This window comes from Rufibacter sp. XAAS-G3-1, from assembly GCF_013623775.1.
Classification (GTDB): Bacteria; Bacteroidota; Bacteroidia; order Cytophagales; family Hymenobacteraceae; genus Nibribacter.
Window position 1 is genome coordinate 150,931 of record NZ_JABFAM010000012.1, and the last position, 18,700, is coordinate 169,630.

At 52.4% G+C, this 18,700-nt stretch carries 13 protein-coding genes; 6 read left to right on the forward strand and 7 right to left on the reverse strand.

Annotated features, from left to right (window positions below):
• Positions 1 to 8 precede the first annotated feature (8 nt).
• Together HHO50_RS14970 and HHO50_RS14975 are read right to left on the reverse strand one after the other, a co-directional pair.
• Positions 9 to 962: an alpha-E domain-containing protein gene (locus HHO50_RS14970; RefSeq protein WP_181306893.1), complete on the reverse strand. Its 954-nt coding sequence runs from the start codon at positions 960 to 962 to the stop codon at positions 9 to 11.
• 222 nt (positions 963 to 1,184) lie between these two features.
• Positions 1,185 to 2,801: a circularly permuted type 2 ATP-grasp protein gene (locus HHO50_RS14975; protein WP_181306895.1), complete on the reverse strand. Its 1,617-nt coding sequence runs from the start codon at positions 2,799 to 2,801 to the stop codon at positions 1,185 to 1,187.
• Positions 2,802 to 4,279: 1,478 nt separating this feature from the next.
• Between HHO50_RS14975 and HHO50_RS14980 the strand changes: the two genes are divergently transcribed.
• Complete coding sequence (locus tag HHO50_RS14980; protein WP_181306896.1) at positions 4,280 to 5,386, forward strand: SGNH/GDSL hydrolase family protein; 1,107 nt, start codon at positions 4,280 to 4,282, stop codon at positions 5,384 to 5,386.
• A gap of 342 nt (positions 5,387 to 5,728) precedes the next feature.
• Here the strand turns inward: HHO50_RS14980 and HHO50_RS14985 are convergent, their stop codons facing one another.
• The 4 genes from HHO50_RS14985 to HHO50_RS15000 all read right to left on the reverse strand — a co-directional run bounded on the left by HHO50_RS14985 (position 5,729) and on the right by HHO50_RS15000 (position 9,633).
• Positions 5,729 to 6,631, reverse strand: coding sequence for an RNA helicase (locus tag HHO50_RS14985; RefSeq protein WP_181306898.1), 903 nt, complete (start codon positions 6,629 to 6,631; stop codon positions 5,729 to 5,731).
• Positions 6,632 to 7,415: 784 nt separating this feature from the next.
• Positions 7,416 to 8,114 carry an alpha/beta hydrolase gene (locus HHO50_RS14990; protein WP_181306906.1) on the reverse strand — a complete coding sequence of 233 codons (699 nt, stop codon included), beginning with the start codon at positions 8,112 to 8,114 and terminating at the stop codon, positions 7,416 to 7,418.
• Between the two features lie 296 nt (positions 8,115 to 8,410).
• Positions 8,411 to 9,169 (reverse strand): hypothetical protein, encoded by a 759-nt coding sequence (locus tag HHO50_RS14995; protein ID WP_181306908.1) that lies wholly within the window; start codon positions 9,167 to 9,169, stop codon positions 8,411 to 8,413.
• A gap of 320 nt (positions 9,170 to 9,489) precedes the next feature.
• A complete protein-coding gene (locus tag HHO50_RS15000) occupies positions 9,490 to 9,633 on the reverse strand; it encodes a hypothetical protein (protein ID WP_181306910.1) in 144 nt (47 codons plus the stop codon).
• A 5-nt stretch (positions 9,634 to 9,638) separates the two neighbouring features.
• Between HHO50_RS15000 and HHO50_RS15005 the strand changes: the two genes are divergently transcribed.
• From HHO50_RS15005 to HHO50_RS15025, 5 genes are all read left to right on the forward strand, one after another.
• On the forward strand, positions 9,639 to 9,779 hold the full coding sequence (locus HHO50_RS15005; RefSeq protein ID WP_181306912.1) for a hypothetical protein: 141 nt from the start codon (positions 9,639 to 9,641) through the stop codon (positions 9,777 to 9,779).
• A 297-nt stretch (positions 9,780 to 10,076) separates the two neighbouring features.
• On the forward strand, positions 10,077 to 11,138 hold the full coding sequence (locus tag HHO50_RS15010) for a chemotaxis protein CheB (protein WP_181306913.1): 1,062 nt from the start codon (positions 10,077 to 10,079) through the stop codon (positions 11,136 to 11,138).
• Positions 11,139 to 11,806: 668 nt separating this feature from the next.
• A complete protein-coding gene (locus tag HHO50_RS15015; protein ID WP_181306914.1) occupies positions 11,807 to 13,144 on the forward strand; it encodes an SDR family oxidoreductase in 1,338 nt (445 codons plus the stop codon).
• Between the two features lie 575 nt (positions 13,145 to 13,719).
• Positions 13,720 to 15,144 (forward strand): erythromycin esterase family protein, encoded by a 1,425-nt coding sequence (locus tag HHO50_RS15020; RefSeq protein ID WP_181306915.1) that lies wholly within the window; start codon positions 13,720 to 13,722, stop codon positions 15,142 to 15,144.
• Between the two features lie 109 nt (positions 15,145 to 15,253).
• Positions 15,254 to 16,429, forward strand: coding sequence for an MFS transporter (locus tag HHO50_RS15025; protein WP_181306916.1), 1,176 nt, complete (start codon positions 15,254 to 15,256; stop codon positions 16,427 to 16,429).
• 349 nt (positions 16,430 to 16,778) lie between these two features.
• Here HHO50_RS15025 and ggt read toward each other — a convergent pair whose 3' ends face one another.
• Positions 16,779 to 18,371 carry a gamma-glutamyltransferase gene (gene ggt, locus HHO50_RS15030; RefSeq protein ID WP_181306929.1) on the reverse strand — a complete coding sequence of 531 codons (1,593 nt, stop codon included), beginning with the start codon at positions 18,369 to 18,371 and terminating at the stop codon, positions 16,779 to 16,781.
• Positions 18,372 to 18,700 lie beyond the last annotated feature (329 nt).

Below are 18,700 nucleotides of genomic sequence, written 5' to 3' on the forward strand. Positions count from 1 at the left end.
ACCGGGCATCAATTGTATTTTAAATATTTAACGTCCAGTAAATGGGCAAGCTCATACACGTCATCCAGGGTTCTCTTCAGGAACTGGGTGGCGCGGTCATCCACTTCCTCTATGGTGAGGTACTGGAACCGGCAAGCCAGTTTACCGGCCATAAACTCCAGAGATTCTTTCTTGCTTTCTTCCTGCTGAAAAGAGATTCCCTCAATGCATTCCCTTACCCATGTAAGGCTATACGCAACTGACTTAGGAAACTGGGTATCTAAAAGCAAAAAATCTAACACGTGCGTGCGGGTAGGGCTGGTTTTATGGCAGCGCATGAACATGTCAAAGGCCTCGGTGCTCTTGAGGGTGGTGCTCCACTGGTAGTTTTCCAGCGCGGTGCCCTGCTTGAGGGTGTCAAACTTTTCAATGTCCTCCAGCTTGGTTTGCAGAATCCGGATGACCTGGATGGCCCGCTCCAGGTGCATGCCCAGCGAGATGAGCATCCAGACATCATTGTGGAGCAGCGTGTTTTCTATGTACCCTTTGGTGATGTAGCTGTTCTCTTCAATGCGGCGGGCGAAGTACTCAATTTCCTCGGCGGGCATCTCTGCCGTCATCAGTTCATTCACCTTGTGGTAAAACCGGTTAATGGCTTCCCACAGCTCTATGGAGATACTGTCGCGCGAACCACGGGCATTCTCTCGGATGCGGCCAATGTAGGAGACAATGGAGAACAGGTTGGCTTCTGAGATAGAAATAAAATCAATGACTTTGTCGTCTTCCAGTTTCTCGTGTACCCCAAAGTAGGCGTCTTTGCTGCCCGCCATGTTCAGAATAGACTCCAGAATCAAGTCCCGGTTCTGCCCCAGCGGCGCATCTACGGAAGAGACATATTGTACCCGGGTGTACCGGGCTATGTGTTCGGCTCTCTCAATGTAGCGCCCCATCCAAAACAAGCTATTTCCAATTCGTGAAAGCATATTTTATAGTTCTGAGTCTTGAGTCCTGAGTTCTGAGTCAGGAGTTCGAATGATTTTTGGTGGTGATACTTTTTTGATCATCCTCCTTTGAAGGGGGTAGGGGGATGATTACTCTTGCAGATCATGGCATTTGCCGAGGATCATTCTGTTTGTCATTTATGCTGAGACAGATGGATCTTCGACGGCCTTATCATCCCCTACCCCCTTCAAAGGGGGACTGAATCAGATACCTTTTCCCTCTGCTATTCCGCCTTGGGTGCCCATAGACATGCCTTGCGGGCCCATGGTCATGGTTTCGCCGTTCATGGTCATGCTTTGCTCCAGGGAGCCGCTTTGTTTCATAGACATGCCCGCGCCGTCTTCGGCCATTACCCAGGTGTCTTTAGAGCCGCCGCCCTGCGAGGAGTTCACAATGAGGCTGCCTTTTTTGAGGGCCACCCGTGATAAGCCTCCTTTCAGCACAAACTGCCGGTCTTTGCCCAAAAGGGTGAAGGAGCGAAGATCCACGTGGCGGGGCTCAAACTGGTCTTCGCCTTCAATGAAGGTGGCGTGCATGGAAAGGTTCATGATAGGCTGCGCGATGTATTTGCGCCGGTTCTCGGTTACCAGGTTCTTGAACTCGCTCAGTTCTTCCTTGGAGGCTTTGCTCCCGATTAAGATGCCGTACCCACCGCTTTCGTCTACCGGTTTTATCACCAGCTTGTCCATGTTCTCCAGCACGTATTGGAAGTCGTCGTCTTTCTCGCAGCGGTACGTGTGTACGTTGTTGAGAATAGGCTCCTGTTGCAGGTAATATTTGATGATGTCGGGTACGTAGGTGTAGACTGCTTTGTCATCGGCGAAGCCGGTGCCGGGGGCGTTGATCAGGTTTACGTTGCCTTTTTTATAGGCCGCCATGATGCCGGGAACGCCCAGCATAGAGTCTGGTTTGAAGGCCATAGGATCCAGGAAGTCATCGTCCAGGCGGCGGTACACCACGTCTACCCGCTTGGGGCCGTTGATGGTCTTCATGTACACGAAGTTCTTGTCTACGTACAGGTCGCGGCCTTCCACCAGCGGCACGCCCATGGTCAGGGCCAGGAACGCGTGCTCAAAGTACGCCGAGTTGTACACGCCCGGCGTGAGCACCACGCAGGTGGGCGCATCAATGCCGTTGGGCGCCACTGACTGCATGGTGGCCAGCAGTTCCTGCGGATATTCCTGTACGGTTTGCACATTGAACTGCCGGAACATCTGAAACAACGTCCGTTTCATGGCTACACGGTTAGACAGCACGTAGCTGATGCCGGACGGGCACCGCAGGTTGTCTTCCAGCACGTAGTATTCGCCGTCTGAGTGCTTGATGAGGTCGGTGCCGGAAATGTGGTTGTAGATGCCGCCCACGGGCTTGATGTCCAGCATGGCCTTGAGGTAGTTCTTGGACGAGAAGATTAGCTCAGCGGGTACTACTTTGTCTTTTAAAATGTGCTGATTGGAGTAGATGTCCTGGATAAACAGGTTCATGGCCACGCAGCGCTGCAGAATGCCTTCTTCCACTTTGGCCCACTCGGCGGCCGGAATGATGCGGGGGAACAGGTCAAACGGGAAGATGCGCTCCACGCCCTTGGCTTTGTCTGAGTACACCGAGAACGTGATGCCCTGGTTGAAGAAGGACATCTTGGCGTGCTCATTCAGTTCTTTGAATTCGTCTTTGGTGAACTCCAGAAACTGGCGGTAGACGGCCTCGTAATGCGGATGAACCTGACCCGGTGCCCGGAAAACCTCATCTAAAAAAGTAGGCGGAATCTGGTAATTGCTAAATACTTCACTTGTCTGGTTCTGGCGCACAGCTGCATCCATATCTGTAGGTCTAAAAACGTTAATTTACTTGTAAGAGGTGCACCAATCCATGGGCAAGGCCGGCGTTGTCTGGGTGCCTGGATTTTGCCCGCGCCCCTGTACTTGCGTTGCTCTGGCACCATTGGCGGCATGATGCAGTTTGGGTAATAGGATCTGAAACTTTGCTGTTTCTGCTGGTGGAGCTCAACGTCACGTTCGCTTCACAAGAGTATCTTCTTTGCCTGCCTGGTACCTCCTTAGACTGCCCCTTACGGAAAAGGGAGGGGTCTTTGTTGAGCATCTGCCAGGAAAAAAACCGGATGGGCTAAAAATCAGTATTTGTCTTAAACGGGATAGTAGTTTACGCAATGGATCTTAGCCAGTAAAAGTATCTATTCATCTGTGTGGGGCGGAAGAGGAGGAGGGAGAGAAAGGCTTATGCCCAGGCAAAGGGTGTGGTGTAAACTTGGTTTATGCAGTGCTTGCCGGGAAGAATGTTATGTGTAATTAGGGAGTTCTGCTGTGTTTTTGCGAAGGGAAATGTACCTTTTGGTTTATTTCTGTGCTTTGGCATCAGCCTGGAGCTGGGTTCTTTGGAGAATGTTCCTTCTTGGTTATTTTTATATTGCGATTGGTGGGTGCATGCCTTACGGTGTTTCCGTGGCTGCATTAGTTTGTGCATGCCTTATGGTGTTCCCCTGGCTTGGCTGCTTTTGCGTGGATGCAGGTGCTGTATTGTTTCACCTCTGGCGGTAAGCGCTCACGGCCGCGGGGCCCCGTCTTCCCCTCTCGCACTGCCCTTTCGGCCTGGGAAGATATTCGCTCTTAGTTGATGCCTGTCCAGGGCCAAAAGCGAGGCGCGCTCGGGGAAGACTGGAACTGGGGAAAGGTGTATTCCCCTTTTTCTATAGCATTATGGCGCGGATTTACTTCCGTGACTTTCGATAATGCTTCAAAAAGTACTTGAAAAGACCAGGCATGCCTTGTCTCAACCGCGCATTGCTATCTCCTGCAAAAACGTATTCCCCTCCTTGGAGGGGTAGGGGTGGGTTCTGGTTCTGCATCATCTTCTTCAAAAGCACACCAAACATCCACTAGTGGTGTAAGGAAGTGTAGAGGGCGTTTCAGGCCTGTTTTCGTTAAAATAGGCCTGAAACGCTTAATGGCTTGTTTTAAGCTTACATTCTCTGTGCCAGTCTTACAAAGGGAGAAGTCACTTGCCCGGAGTGGAAGGCTGACTTATTTTGATGCATTGAAACTTACCAGAATATCTTTATTCCTAACATTGAACCTGTTTCGCATCTCCTTCTGAGGAAAAATGCTTACCCCTTTCTGGTGCAAGCGTCCGCTGGTGCTGCTGTTTTGGGGCTGCTTTCGTGAAAACAGGCCTATAACAGCACGCGTAGCACGTTGGGGAAGGCACTAGCGGATGCTTGCACCAGTCATTTTTGTAATACTAAACAGCTTCTCCTGTAGGAACAAACCCATCGCAAACCTTTATGAAAATTCCATACGTTTACCTTGCTGCCGCGCTTTGTGCCTTTTACGTTGGCTGTACTTCTCTGAAAAATACTTCCGGAAACCAGACGCCCCAGGAGTTGCCCGCTACTGCGTTGCAGCCGGTGGGCAGGTATCTGGTGAACAATGCGCAACACCTGGAGTTGGTTTCTTCGGCGGCCCATGTAGGGTTTAGCTTTGAAGGCCCGCAGGCCAGGGTCATTGCCTCGGCAGCCTATGCCGGTGCCCACAGTTACCTGCAGTACGAGTTGGATGGCGTCTACCAGAAAAGAGTGAGAATAAATGGGCGGCCAGATACCGTAACTATTTCTGCACCAACGGCCGGGAAGCATACGGTTTGGCTGTACAAAACCACCGAGGCCCATACCGGTGCACTGGTAATCCAGAAAATTGTAGCGCCTGAGGCGGCGGCCCTGACAAGACCAGCAGCGCCTTTGATTGAGTTCATTGGCAATAGCATTACGTGCGGCGCGGCGGCAGATCCGTCAGACGTTCCCTGCGGCACCGGCGAATACCACGACCAGCACAATGCCTACCAGGCCTATGGCCCCCGGGTGGCCCGGGCCGTGAACGCTAATTTTATGTTGAGCAGCGTAAGTGGCTACGGGGCCTATCGCAACTGGAACACTAATGGGCCTACCTTGCCCCAAGTGTATGAGAAAATAGATTTCCAGGCCAAGACTGCCCGGCAATGGGATTTCAGTAAGCTCTCGCCGCAGATTGTGAGCATTGCCTTAGGTACCAACGATTTCAGTGATGGAGACGGCAAAACCCCGCGGTTGCCTTTTGACAGCGCACGGTTTGTGACGGCTTATGTCGGGTTCGTGAAGAAGGTTAAATCTAAATACCCGCAGGCGCAGATTGCGTTGCTGAGTAGCCCCATGCTGAACGGCCCCAGAAAGCAAACCCTGGAAAACTGCCTCGCCGCTGTGAAAACGCAAATAGATACTGCGTACCCGTCCTCTAAGCCGGTGGCCCTCCATTTCTTTAAACCCATGCAAGCCAGCGGCTGCTCGGGACACCCCAGCGTGGCTGAGCACGGTGTGATGGCGGCAGAACTGGAGCCTTTCTTTAGAGGATTGTTGTAACCTGCGTGCAGTGCGTATTTTTTCAGCTGCTATGGCGCGGATGTACTTCCGCGCCATAACTGGTTTTGGGTATAAGCAGCAGTAGGGGGGTAAATTCTCTATGCTGAAAGGTACACCTGGGCTTCTTTCAGTACCTATCCGGTAAGGCGGGTACAGGTCACATTTGTATGAACAGCGTAATGCCTGCCGCTAAAGATTTGGCGGTTGGTTGCTCGGGGTTATGAAGAATGAATCAAGTGGTACGCTACTAAACCAAAAGCTGGGGGGAGTGCTTCGGCTTTTCTTTATTTTATCGAAAGCAGGGGGAGTGCTTTCGACTTTTTGTTTGGACAACCGGGGGAGTTAGTTGCTGCTTTTGATTTGTCGGTTAATGACTTCCAGAATTAAGCGTTCAATGACATCGTTCTCTAGCTCTGGATTACTACTGGCTATGAACTCAAACACTTTGTTCTGCAGCCGTTGTTTTTCTATTTCCGTTCGGTTTTTCAGCCCAGAGGCTTTCACGTACTGGTCAATCTTGGAGGTGACAAAAATCTCCAGATTCTCGGGCCGCAGAAAAATGTCGGTGAAGTTGTTCACGGCAATGTTGCCCGGCGCCCCGGCTCTCCCGGTAGAAGACTCCTTGCGGATGTTGTTTTTGATGGTTTTAACCTCTTCGGTCAATTTTTCAATAGAATCCAGAATGATCTTGTCCGCAGAAACTTCCTTGGCAGATACCTTTTCGCTCTTGTCTTCTCCTAGTTCCTTGAAAAAGGTCACCGCGCCGGGGTTCTCTTCATAGGTTCTGTAGGTGGTCTCAATCTTACTTCTGAGTTCTTTCTTGAAGGCCACAATGGGAGTAAACCTTAAGTCTCTGGGGTAGGTGATGGGCTTGATGGGCGATGCGTCAAAGTTGTAGTCGGTCACATCGTCTTTGATGATGATGGTGGGTTTGTCCAGAGCCAAGCGCAGGCCCAGCTCAAACATCACTTTAGGGTTTTTGGCGCTCACATCAAAAACGATGATGGGATTGGTGTAAATGCTATGCACGTTCCGCTTGTGAATAATACCCGTCTCGTCTGCATTGCTGACCAGTAAAGGTTCAAACCCCGCGTCTTTGATCACATCCTGCACAATAGACAGTACTTCTATCCAATGTTCGGCGGGTAACCCGTCTATGGCTGAGATGGGCATTATGACCCCACAGGTCATGATGCCCTTTTCTTTATTGTTTTCTCCTATTTTTACTTGAGCCTTGGTACTCATATGTGTTAGTATGGGTATAAGTATATTCTTATTTTATCTGCTGATATATCTTCTAGCTGACAGTGCTGCTTCTGCCATCTATAAACAATATCTGATAAAATATTGAGATTCTTAAATTCAGAAAATACATCTAAGGATTCAGACCCTTTTTCCTGAGTTCCGTAGAAGGCAAGTTTTACTGGCTAACTACACCAGAACCATAAAAAAGCCGTTTTCAGTCCAGAAAAAGTAAAGGCATCTATTTGAATAAATATTCCAAAAAAATAATATTTTGTTCTAGTTTAGAGGGGAGAAGTGCCTTGGCAAGTACTTGTTCCGCCAAAAATATGGTTGGTTAATATTTTAACGGCAGAATGCACTTTCTTAGTACATTGCAACTGTAAAGCAGAATCATGTAATCCCTTTCGTGCTGCGTCATGTCCAATTTGTTCAAAATATTGCCCGTTCACATTGGCTTGCTCGTTTTAAGGGTAGTAGCAAGAGGTTATATTCTTGCGGGTTTTTAAACAAGTGAGTCTAATAATGTAATTATTCTGTGTGATTGTAACTGGGCTAAATTTGGAATGTTTGGTTGTGAGGTGTGGTAAAGCCTTACAGAAAGTCATCTCAGGTTCAGGTAAATTATATTTATAAGTGATGGATAGGAGTTTCTTCCAGGTTTTAGATAAAACCTGGAGAACAGGGCACAGCAGTACGGAAGAAACGTGAACCAAGTGCAAAGACAGTTGAACAGTGAGGGGGGATAATAGAAGCTTGAAACGTAGATACCTCCCAAAGGTTGACGCTATTGCTCTTTCAAAAACCACTCTATCGCCTCCTGTGAGATGTTGGCCGGAATCTCGTGATCCCCGTCAAACTCCAGGTAGTTGACATTTAAGCCCTGGCGCTGTAAATCATGGTTGACCTGCCGACCGCAAGGATCAATGGGCAGCACGCCGTCGTTTACCCCGTGCGAAATGAACACCTCTGGCGAGCCATGTTTTTCACGGGAGAACGAGAAGCCCGGCGAAAAGGCAATGAGGTGCGTGAACAGGTCGCCGTTGGTCAAACCCAGACACAGCGCGTACGAGGCTCCGTCAGAGAAGCCGCCCAGGGCCATGTGCGTAGAGTCAACGGCATAGGTCTCCAAAACCTGGGCGATGGCCTGGTCTAGGAAGATAACATCTGGCCCGAAGGAGTCACTGACAATCACATCCCAGGTGTATTTGCGCGAAGCCGGGGCGATGAGGATAATGTTATGGGCATCGGCGTAGCGCTGGAGCAACCCCATGCCTTGCTCTGGATTGCCGCCCGAGCCGTGCAACATCATCGCCAGCGCGGCGGGTTTTGCGGCGTCATACCCTTTTGGCACGTAGAGCAACCCATCTTTGCTGCCATCCGGCCCCAGCGGTTGCAGGCCCACGGTGGGCTCCTTTCCTGAAGTGGGTTCCCCGAACTTAGAGGAGAGGCGTCCTGTATTGTAGTTTTCTCTTTTAGTGATCATCCGGCCGGCTTCTTTACAGTTAGACAAAATGATGCATACGGCAAAAAGCCAGACAGTTATGCGGCAACCGGAGGTTAATTTCAGGACAGGAAGGCCGAAGAAGAACATACGCAGCTATGGGAAAGACCAGTTCTATCTTGTCTACGTCTGCTCCCAGTTGCTGAACACGTGGTTTGACCTTGTTTTCTGAAAATCAGGCGTAAAACGTCGCAATAATTCAGGTTTGTATTTAAGAACCTCTTTCAGAAAGCAGAAGAATAGATGAACCCGCCGCAAAGGGGGGCATTCCCATTTCATTACGAAACAGGTTCTTCAACATGCGCTAAGTTCCCGGTCTCTGCTGCGAAAGGAGTCACCATGAAAAGCAGTTCGTTCCGGTTCTTGCCCGCCAGTTGGATGGCTTCCATTTTGCGGAGGCAGTAGGTAATCTGGCGGCAGCGGTGCAAAGGCAGTTGCAAGGCCGTTGCCAGGTCGCGGTTGGAGAAGGGCTGGGGAAGAGTGGGCGGCAGGAACTGCAGGAAATCACTTGGCTGGGTGAAGCGGTGGGTACTGAGGACTTCCAGCAGTTTCCGGTCTTTGAGGCTCACCTTTTTGCGGTGCTTGCTGCCCTTGCCATCGCGGCAGCGTACTTCCTCTTCCCGGATGACCGGAAACTCCAGCGTGAAATGGGCGTGCTTCACCAACTCCGGCAGGCGCACCAGTTCCTCAAAGAGATCAGTCAACGCGCCCCGGTACGTGGACTTGCGCCGCGAAAGCACCGACGTTCCTTTGCCGTCTACCTGCACCACCCATTTCTCAAAGGTGATGGGGTGCAGCAAATGCACAGGATGGTCTTGTAACAGCGTCTGCAATTTGGGCCTGATGGCCGAAAAGTTACGCGTCTGTATCTCTACCAACTGCGGGCCGCGCACCAAATCAATCACAAACCCATCTACCGGCACCTCAAACCTGTCCTGCGGCTGCGCATACCACCGTTTCAGGCCCGCGTGCAGGGAGCGTTCATTCTGTAGGTTGATTCCGTTTCGCTCAGCGGCGGGTTTCTCTGTCTCTTCCAATGCGGCTTAAGCTCCCTGTTTCAAAAATCGTCCCCAAAATTACAGATTCAGGGGCTTACGTGCACTTAGAAAATGTTTCCTCTTGTTGGTTTGTGGCATCAACTTGAACCGTTTTAGGGCTGTTTTCTGCAAAACAGTCTTAAAACAGAAACACGGTTGTGATTTCTCCGAGGTTACCTCAACTAGGTTCTTCCAGTTGGGAATTGTATCTGAAATTAACCGGTGGAGAGGGCAGGGTACGCTGTTGTTAAACTTCCTGTCTTTTTAGGAGTAGGAAGATAAAATATCGGTCTCTGCTCAGAAGACCAGAACACGTCCAATCAAAAGTGCGCAAAATGGAAATGCTTATTGGAAACAAGCAGACGCAACTGTTTACCACGGCGTACCCAAACCCCGGCCAGGAAACGGTGATATTGCTCCACGGCGGCCCGGGTGTGCCGGGAGGCATGACGTCTCTCGCGCATTGTTTATGGAGACCAGGGCAGTATTGGTGAAAGCAGAAGGCGCGTGGGGCGGCGGTATCCCACGGCCGCAAAGTATGTCGCACGTACCGTGGTCGCATCACCAGCCGGAGTTTGTGCGGGTGCTGAAAGAGCATTATGGGCTTTGAGGACTGTTCTAGCACATGAAGTGCTAGTGCCTGTGATAGACGGATGCTACGTCTGTTTAGGCCCTGTTTTCGCAAAAACAATCCAGAAACAGCGGTACAGGCAGATGCTTGCACCAGAGGGATATAAGCCCAGAAAGGCATTGGTAAAGCCCGAAGCCCAAGCGGGGCTATGTGCTTGAACTTTCCAGATGATAACCCCAGCCACGGGTTTGAAGTAAACATAGAGGTAAACCTATGGTAACGGAAGCCAAAAAATCTTACCTGTGCCTGCCATAGAATCCAACCTAACCTTCGGCCATGCCAAACTACGCTAAATCCTCCAGAGGAGCTTCAAAACGGGACATTGTGGTGATTGGGTCATCGGCGGGGGGCGTGACGGCCTTGCTGGAGTTCACCAAAAGTTTACCCGCCGATTTCCCCGCCCCCATTTTCGTGGTGCAGCACGTAGCGCCTTACACGCACAGCATCCTGCCAGACCTTATCTCCCGAGTATCGGCGTTGAAGGCCAAATACCCCGAACATGGCGAGAAATATAAGCCGGGGGTTATCTACATGGCCCCGCCAGACCATCACCTTCTGCTGGAAGACGACAAGGTGCTGGTGACCAAAGGGCCGAAGGAAAACAAATTCCGCCCTTCCATAGACGCGCTTTTCCGGTCGGCGGCCTATGTGCACGGGCCGCGCGTCATTGGCGTGGTGCTCACCGGGTATCTGGATGACGGTACCTCGGGGCTATGGACGGTGCAGCGGCTGGGCGGCAAAACCATTGTGCAAGACCCTAATGACGCCCCTTTCCCCGACATGCCCGCCAACGCCCTGGAGTTTGTGGAAGCAGACCACATCATCCCCTTAGCCGAGCTTTCGGCCTTGCTGGTTCGCCTCACTACCGAAGAAGCTCCGGCTGCGCCGAAGTTGCCTAAAAATGACTTGGAAAGGATTGAGATAGAAATCACCATCGCGCGGCAAGACAACGCCTTTGAAATGGGCATCATTGACAAAGGCACCCTCACGGCCTTTACCTGCCCAGATTGCCACGGCGCCTTAACGCAGTTGATTGAGGGAAACCTGATCCGGTTCCGCTGCCACACGGGGCACGCCTACACCATCAGTACCCTGCTGGCCGAGGTCACGGAATCGGTGGAAAGTATGCTGTACCAGGGCATGCGCGGCCTGGAGGAAACCAAGATGCTGCTGGAGCACATGGGCGAGCACTTCAAGGAAACGAAGCAGCAGGAAGTAGCCGACTTATTCTTCCGGAAAGCCGAAGCAGCCGGAAAACAGGCCCGAGTCATCCATGACAACATCTTCAAACATGAACTCCTCAGCGGCGACGCACAGTACCAGAAGAAGAAGCTTTAAGCATTCATCTCATAACGCAGAAGCTGTTTAGAGTTTTACACCTGTTTTCATAGAAATAGCCTAAAAACGACGGTACAAGCAGATGCCTGCGGCAGTGTACAGACAACCATCTTGTTTAAGGCCTGTTTTCCTGAAACAAGCCTTAAACCAAAAGTGAACCCAGGTATTGAAAGAGGTTTTAGAGGCAACGTATATTCTTCAGTAACACTAACTTCGTCAATTCAACGCAGATTTTCCCCCACAGGGATTCCTTACGCATTCTGTCTTAGGGGGATGAGGAAGGCAGAAGAAGAGGCAGGCAACTTTCATTCAATGCGAAACAGCAGGAGTAAAGAACTGGGAATGCCAGCATCCGCATGAGCAATCATCCCCCTACCCCCTTCAGAGGAAGACAATCTGATATCGTGCTCTTCTGTATTAGAGTTATGGAGTAGGATGAGCCTCAAAGGAGGAATCCACATGGTGAAGCAGTCATACGACGGTTACCACGCCCATTGATTTCCGAGTTTGTAAACCCAGGTTTCTACCTTTTTGACCTCTTTTCTTTAAAACAGTCCATAAACGCCTCTTCCTCTGCGGGAAATACCTAATTCCGGATTCTCAGTTAACAAAACGGTAGGAGGGGCGTACCCTTTAGCAGGAGTTAACCAATTGAAAAAGATACGCATATGATAGCAGTCATCACAGGAGCATCCAGCGGAATTGGGCGGGCCACCGCTTTTGAGTTTGCCCGCAAGGGGTATGAGTTGGTGTTGGCCGCCCGTTTCGGGGCCGGTTTAGACGAAGTGGTAGAGGAGTGTAACCGCCTGGGCGGAAGTGCCGTGGCCGTCCCCACGGATGTTTCCAAAGAGGAGGATGTCCATGCGCTGGCCTTCCACGCCCAGTCCACGTTTGGTGGGTTTGATGTGTGGGTGAACAACGCCGCGGTAGGCTTGTTCGGGCACTTTGAGGAAATCCCCACCGAGGATATCCGCCAATTGATGGAAATCAATGTGTTCGGGTACATCTACGGGGCCCGGGCCGCCATCCGGCAGTTCCGTTTGCAGGGCTACGGGACGCTCATCAACGTTTCATCCATGGCGGCACTGGTGGGGCAGCCCTTCTCCATCCCGTACACCATGAGCAAGTTTGCGGTACGGGGCATGAGCATCAGCCTCACCCAGGAGCTCGCCGATGAAGAAGACATCCATGTGTGCTGCGTGCTGCCCTCCGTCATTGACACGCCTATCTTCCAGCACGCCGGTAACTACATGGGCAAGGCGGTTAAAGCCCCTAACCCGGTGATTCCGGCCAAACGGGTGGCCAAAGCCATTTACCGCCTCACCAAAAAGCCGCAGGAGCAGGTAACGGTAGGCAACATGAGCCGCATGATGCGGTTCCAGCGCATGGTGTCACCGGCCTTGCTGTTTGATAAGTACATGCAGAAGATGATCGCCCAGAACCATTTCAAGAACAAGCCTTCGGGTTCGTTCCAAGGCAATTTGTACGAGCCGATGACCAACTGGAACAAGGTGAACGGTGGCTGGCTGCCCGAGGATTCAAGCAAAAAAGGCAAGACCTTCGGGGTGTTGGCGGGCGTCGCACTGGCCGGGGCCGTGGGGTATTACCTCCTGCAGCACAAGAAAGGTTCTGGCTATGGTACCACCTCGCGGCAAAGATCCGCTTCCAGCCCCGCCACGTATCCGGTAGCCGCCGATTATACCACCGGCACCCTGAGCGGTACCCCGGGAGGACATGGGAGCAGCCCAGACATGACCAGCGAGAGACCCGAGAATGCCCTTGCCAGCTCAGAAAACATCATCATTGACAACCGTTCTGAAATAGGAGGAAGCATCAGCGGCGGCTACGGCAGCACGTCTGCCGCCAGCGGTTCTGCTGACATCTACGGAACCGGCGTGGTAGGCCAAAGCGGCACCAACAACAGCGGAACCGATGACTACCGCCCCTCCAGCGATAATCTGGGCAAAGCACCCGGTACCACTGGCGCTACCCCTGGAACCCTGTAATTCAAGAACCACCTGATGAAAGCAAGCAGCCAGGGGGCCCTGGCTGCTTTATCAGATAGCCTGATGTAGAACTGCGAGTAGTTTCTGGCGAGGCTGGAGACTCGCTTCATCCCAGGTCACGAGACGGGAGTCTCGCGCCAGCTTTTTATTGTTTCGCCCAGCAATAGCGCCTGCTCCAAAGACCTCGTAGTGTGCGCAGCTCCTACGAGCGTCTCTGCCCCTGCCGTTTCGGAACTGTTTTCCCCAAAACAGTTCCGAAACGGCAGGGGCAAAACTCTTGCTGTTTGGGAGTTCCACTCCCGAACCTGCCTGTTGCGGAGTTCCACTCCGCCGGGAACCAGGGGCAAAAAAGGAGGGTTGAACTCCCCGGCAGCGTGCCTCCGGAGTGGAACTCCGAAAGAGCGATTTTAACCTAATATACCCGCTGCTGCGTTTCGGGGCCGTTTTCCCAAAAACAGCCCCGAAACGCAGCAGCAATTGGAAAGGGGTTAAGATGAAGTCTCCTACAAATGCCAAGTTAGTGAATCCAGTTTAGCCCTAAAAACCAGAAAAACCACTAGAAACGGAGGTGCGGTATGAACAAGTGGAAAAGATACGTGCGGGAGTACAGGGTTCTGTTTTTACTCTGTTTTCTGCAAATAGGCTGTAAACAGGCCCCGCCGCAAAACGCTGGGCAATCAGCCCCCACGCAGCCCGTAGCGCAAAGAAAAGACAAGGCTGTCACGCTCAACATCCCTAATTACCCGCTCCGGAATGAACAGGATTTAGATATTCTCCTGCAGGAGATTGGCGACGCCCGGGTAGTGTTGCTGGGCGAAGCTTCGCACGGAACGGCAGAATATTATACCTGGCGCGCGGCCATCACCAAACGGCTCATGCAGGAAAAAGGCTTCGACTTTATGGCCGTGGAAGGTGAGTGGGCCGATTCCTATCGGGTAAACCAGTTCATCAAAGGGCCCAGAAAAGATAGTGCAGCTACGGTAAACCTACTGGAACAATACAACCGCTGGCCCACCTGGATGTGGGGCAACTATGAAGTGGCCTCGCTGGTGACCTGGCTCAACGGCTACAACCAAGGCAAACCGGCCGCGGAGAAAGTGGGTTTCTACGGCCTGGATGTGTACTGCCTCTGGGAGTCCATGACCGAGCTCATGCCCTACGTCAAAAACAACCCTGATCTTGCTAAAGCCGCCCGCGGCGTGCACCAGTGCTTTCAGCCCTTTAGTGCAGATGCCATGGAATACGCGCAGGCCGTCGCGTATGCCTCGGCCAATTGCCGCGCCCAGACCAGCCGCCTCTGGAAAGAGATGCAGAAACTGAATCCATCAGGAAACACCTGGTCATCTGAGGCACAGTTTGTGGCAGAGCAAAACGCCCTGGTGGCCCTGAACGGGGAACGCTATTACCGCGCCGCCGTGAGCAGCAACACCGAGTCCTGGAACATCCGCGACCACCACATGGCACAAACCCTCAAACGCCTCCTCGACTTCCACGGCCCCAATGCCAAAGCCGTGATCTGGGAACACAACACCCACGTGGGCGACGCCCGCTACACCGACATGGCCAGCAGCGGCGAGGTGAACGTGGGCCAACTGGTGCGCAAAGAATACGGCGAGGAGAATGTCTTTATCGTGGGTTTCGGATCGCACCGGGGCACCGTGATTGCGGCCGGAAGCTGGGGCGCGCCCGTCAAGACCATGGCGGTGCCACCCGCCACCCAAGGCAGTTGGGAGCAGATTCTGCACCAGTTAAGCCCTACCGACAAGATCATCCTGTCAAAGGACATACGGGATAACAAGGTGTTGAACAAACCGGTGGGGCATAGGGCCATTGGCGTGGTGTATAACCCTAAGCTGGAACACCTGGGCAATTACGTGCCCTCCGTGATGCCCAAGCGCTATGATGCCTTCATTTTCCTGGACAGCACCCGCGCCCTGCGCCCCATTGAAACCATCACCGTCCGGAATGAACCACCCGATTTATACCCGTCCGGCACCTAAATCCGTATCCTTGTTTTATAACTTTTTTATGTGAAGGCATAGGCGTACCTGAGCGTGTATGCCTACTCATAAATAAAATAGCACATCTTTGCGCCCTCACGTTAGTACAATGCAGTTAATACAAAAGCAAAGGATATTCCTTAGTGTTTTCTTTTTCCTCTCCGGATTTAACTTTTCCAGTTGGGCCTCCAGAATTCCCACCATCAAACAAGCCTTAGACCTTAACGAGGCACAGTTGGGGACTATTCTGCTCACCATGCCCGTTTCTTCCTTGATTGGCGTGCCCTTGTCTGGCTGGTTGGTTTCCCGCTTTGAGACCAGAATTCCGCTGTCCGTGGGCTTTTTGCTGAACTCCGTGGCCTTGTCCCTGATTGCGTTTGCGGCAACGCCGATCATGCTGTCATTGGTCTTGTTTCTGTTCTCGCTGAGCATGCGCATCTTCAATATCTCGGTGAACACCCAAGCCATCACCCTCCAAAAGCAGTTTGATAAGAAAATAAACGGCTCATTTCACGGGCTCTGGAGCACCGGCGGCATCCTGGGCGTGGGCTTCACCACTTTACTGATTTTGATGGATGTGCCCATGGTGCCGCACCTGCTCACGGTGTCGGTGATTAGTGTGCTGACCACTCTTTTCTCTTTCCAGTACCTCTTGCGCAACGACCAATCTACCTCCGGTAATAAACTCTCCTTCAAAAAGCCCGACCCGTATATTCTGTATTTGGGTCTGCTGGTGTTTTTCGCCGCTGTCTGCGAAGGGGGCATGTTTGATTGGAGCGGTATTTATTTTCAGCAGGTAGTGAAAGAAGATGTGTTCACGGTGGGCTACCTCACGTTTATGACGTTCATGGCGCTCTCCCGGTTTGTGTCTGATAGCATCATTGACAAAATAGGCATGGCCACCACCTACATGCTGAGCGGCGTCTTCATCTTCTCGGGCATCACTTTGGCCATTCTGTTCCCTACTTTCTGGCCCGCCATGATTGGTTTTTCCCTGGTGGGGTTTGGGACGGCTTCCGTGATTCCTATGACCTATACACTGGCAGGAGCTTCCAAAACCTATTCGCCAGGCATCGCCATTTCCCTCATTGCCACCTTCGGGATTGTGGGGATGTTGATTGGGCCGCCCATGATTGGGTACCTGGCGCATGCTTTTAGCCTAAAAACCTCCTTTATCGCCTTTGCGGTGGCCGGCCTCATGCTCATTCCCTTCATCAGACTGTTCTTCCGGCTGAAGCAACCTGAGCATGAAGCATATGACCTGGGTGCCAAAGAGGTGGCGTAAGATTTTTAAATCGCCGTTATGTAATGTAGGGGCAATCCCTTGTGGTTGCCCTTTTTACATCATTAGTACGCATCTCGTCCCCCTTTGAAGGGGGTAGGGGGATGATTTCTCGTGCTGATAATGGCACTTAAGAGAATCTTTATTTGCTCCTCTAAAGCCAGGATTTTGGTACTTCTAGCGCCCTTGTCATCCCCCTACCCCCTTCAAAGGGGGACGAGATGCGTGTGAACCATGTGTGTTGGGTTGTGCCAAAGGGGAGAATCTGCTGACAGAAGCTCTATTGCGTTTCTTGCCGTTTAGGGCAACCACCAGGTATTGCCCTTACATAAAATAACTGCTTAATCCTTATCTAAAACCCCGCCGCGGCATCATCTCCCCTAGGGTCAGCACCGCCTTCCAGTTGGCCGTTGGGTAAGACCAGAATTCCGGCCGCGCGGCCGATGCCTCCCGTTTTAGGGGCGATTTTGTGACCTTTGAGCCAAAGCCCCAGACCCGTGCCGAAACCCAGGGCGCCCCATTCAGACAATATCCAGTTGGGTTTCCATTGGTGGTGGAACCGTCCCGCCGAGATAGCACCTTGCATGGTGTGGCCGTGTACGGTTACGTTCTGGATGATTTGGTACACGGTGGTAATGATGGTGGAGCCGCCCATGGCCCCTACCACCATGAACAGCTTTCCGTCTTTCTCCAGAATGGTGGGGGTCATGGAACTGAGCATGCGTTTGCCGGGCGCGATGGCATTGGCTTCTTCGCCCACCAGGCCGTAGCTATTGGGAAAGCCGGGCTTGATGCTGAAGTCGTCCATTTCGTTGTTCAGCAGGAAACCAGCCCCGCCCACAAACACCTTGCTCCCGAAACTGCTGTTCAGGGTGGTGGTCACTGAAACGGCATTTCCCTCGGCGTCTACCACGGAGTAGTGGGTGGTGTTGGGGCCTTCGGGCAGGGGAGGCGTACCCGGCGAGACGGCCTTGCTGGAGGTGGCTTTTTTAGGCGAGTAGCCTTGCATGCGGCTCTTGATGTAGGTGGGGTTTAGGAGCCCTTTTACCGGAACTTCGTAATAATCGGCGTCGCCGAAATGCCGGGAACGGTCGGCGTACACGCGGCGTTCGGCTTCCACCATGAGGTGCGAAGTGGCGACCGTGTTCCAGCCCCATTCTTTCAGAGGATAGTCCTGGGAGATGGTCAGGAGTTGGATTAATGCGATGCCGCCGCTGGAGGGGGGAGGCATGGAGATGATGCGGTAGTCGCCCACCTGCCCGGTAATGGGGGTTCGCCAGACGGCGCGGTAAGCCGCTAAATCTTGGTGGGTGATAATGCCGGTGCCCCGTTTCATCTCGGCGGTGAGCAGGTCTGCGGTGCGGCCTTCGTAAAAACCAGCCCGGCCTTTGTCCCGAATCCGTTCCAGCGTATGGGCCAGGTCGTGCAGCCGGAGGGTATCGCCGGTGCGCCATCGATCTTTCAAGATGAAGTCGGGCCGGACGGTGTTGTATTGGAGAAAGTCTTTTCGTTGCTGGTTCAGCTTTTTCGCCTCTTTTTTGGTAAGCGGAAAGCCAGTGGCAGCCAGGTTCACCGCGGGTTGCACCAACACCGGCCAGGGGAGCCGACCATATTTCTCGTGGGCCTGCACCATGCCGTCTACCGTACCCGGAACCCCCGGTGCCAGATGCCCTTTGTAGCTCAGGTTTTCAATGACTTCACCCTGGCCGTTCAGGTACATGTCTCGGTGTGCTTTAGCTGGAGCTTTCTCGCGGTAATCCAGGGTGTTGAGCGTGCCGTCTTTTTGCCGAAGCACCAGGAAACCGCCTCCGCCAATGTTCCCGGCATCTGGGTAGACCACGGCCAACGCAAACTGCACCGCCACGGCCGCATCCACGGCATTTCCGCCGCGCCGCAGAATATCAGCGCCCACCGCAGAAGCCAGCGGGTGCGCCGACACCACCATCGCCTTTTGGGTGAGGACTCCTCTGGTCTTAAGGTTCGGATTGGTGCAGCCCACCAGCCCCCAAAAGAAGAATAGAATCGTGATTTTCCTGTATGCCACCTCTTGCGGAAGGATTTCGTGAGAAGAAAACTCTTTGGAAGTGTTTACCGCAAAGGTGGGGTGGAGGTTTAAAAGATGGTAGACATAGAGCTGGGATGTATATAGGGGTTTATAAATTTCATGACATAGGTGTGTGGAATGCTATGTTAACTCAAGTTGCGATTATAAAACTATGAAGCCATCCAGGTTTGTTGAAGGATAAAGCGACCAAACTTTACCTCTCACTTCCC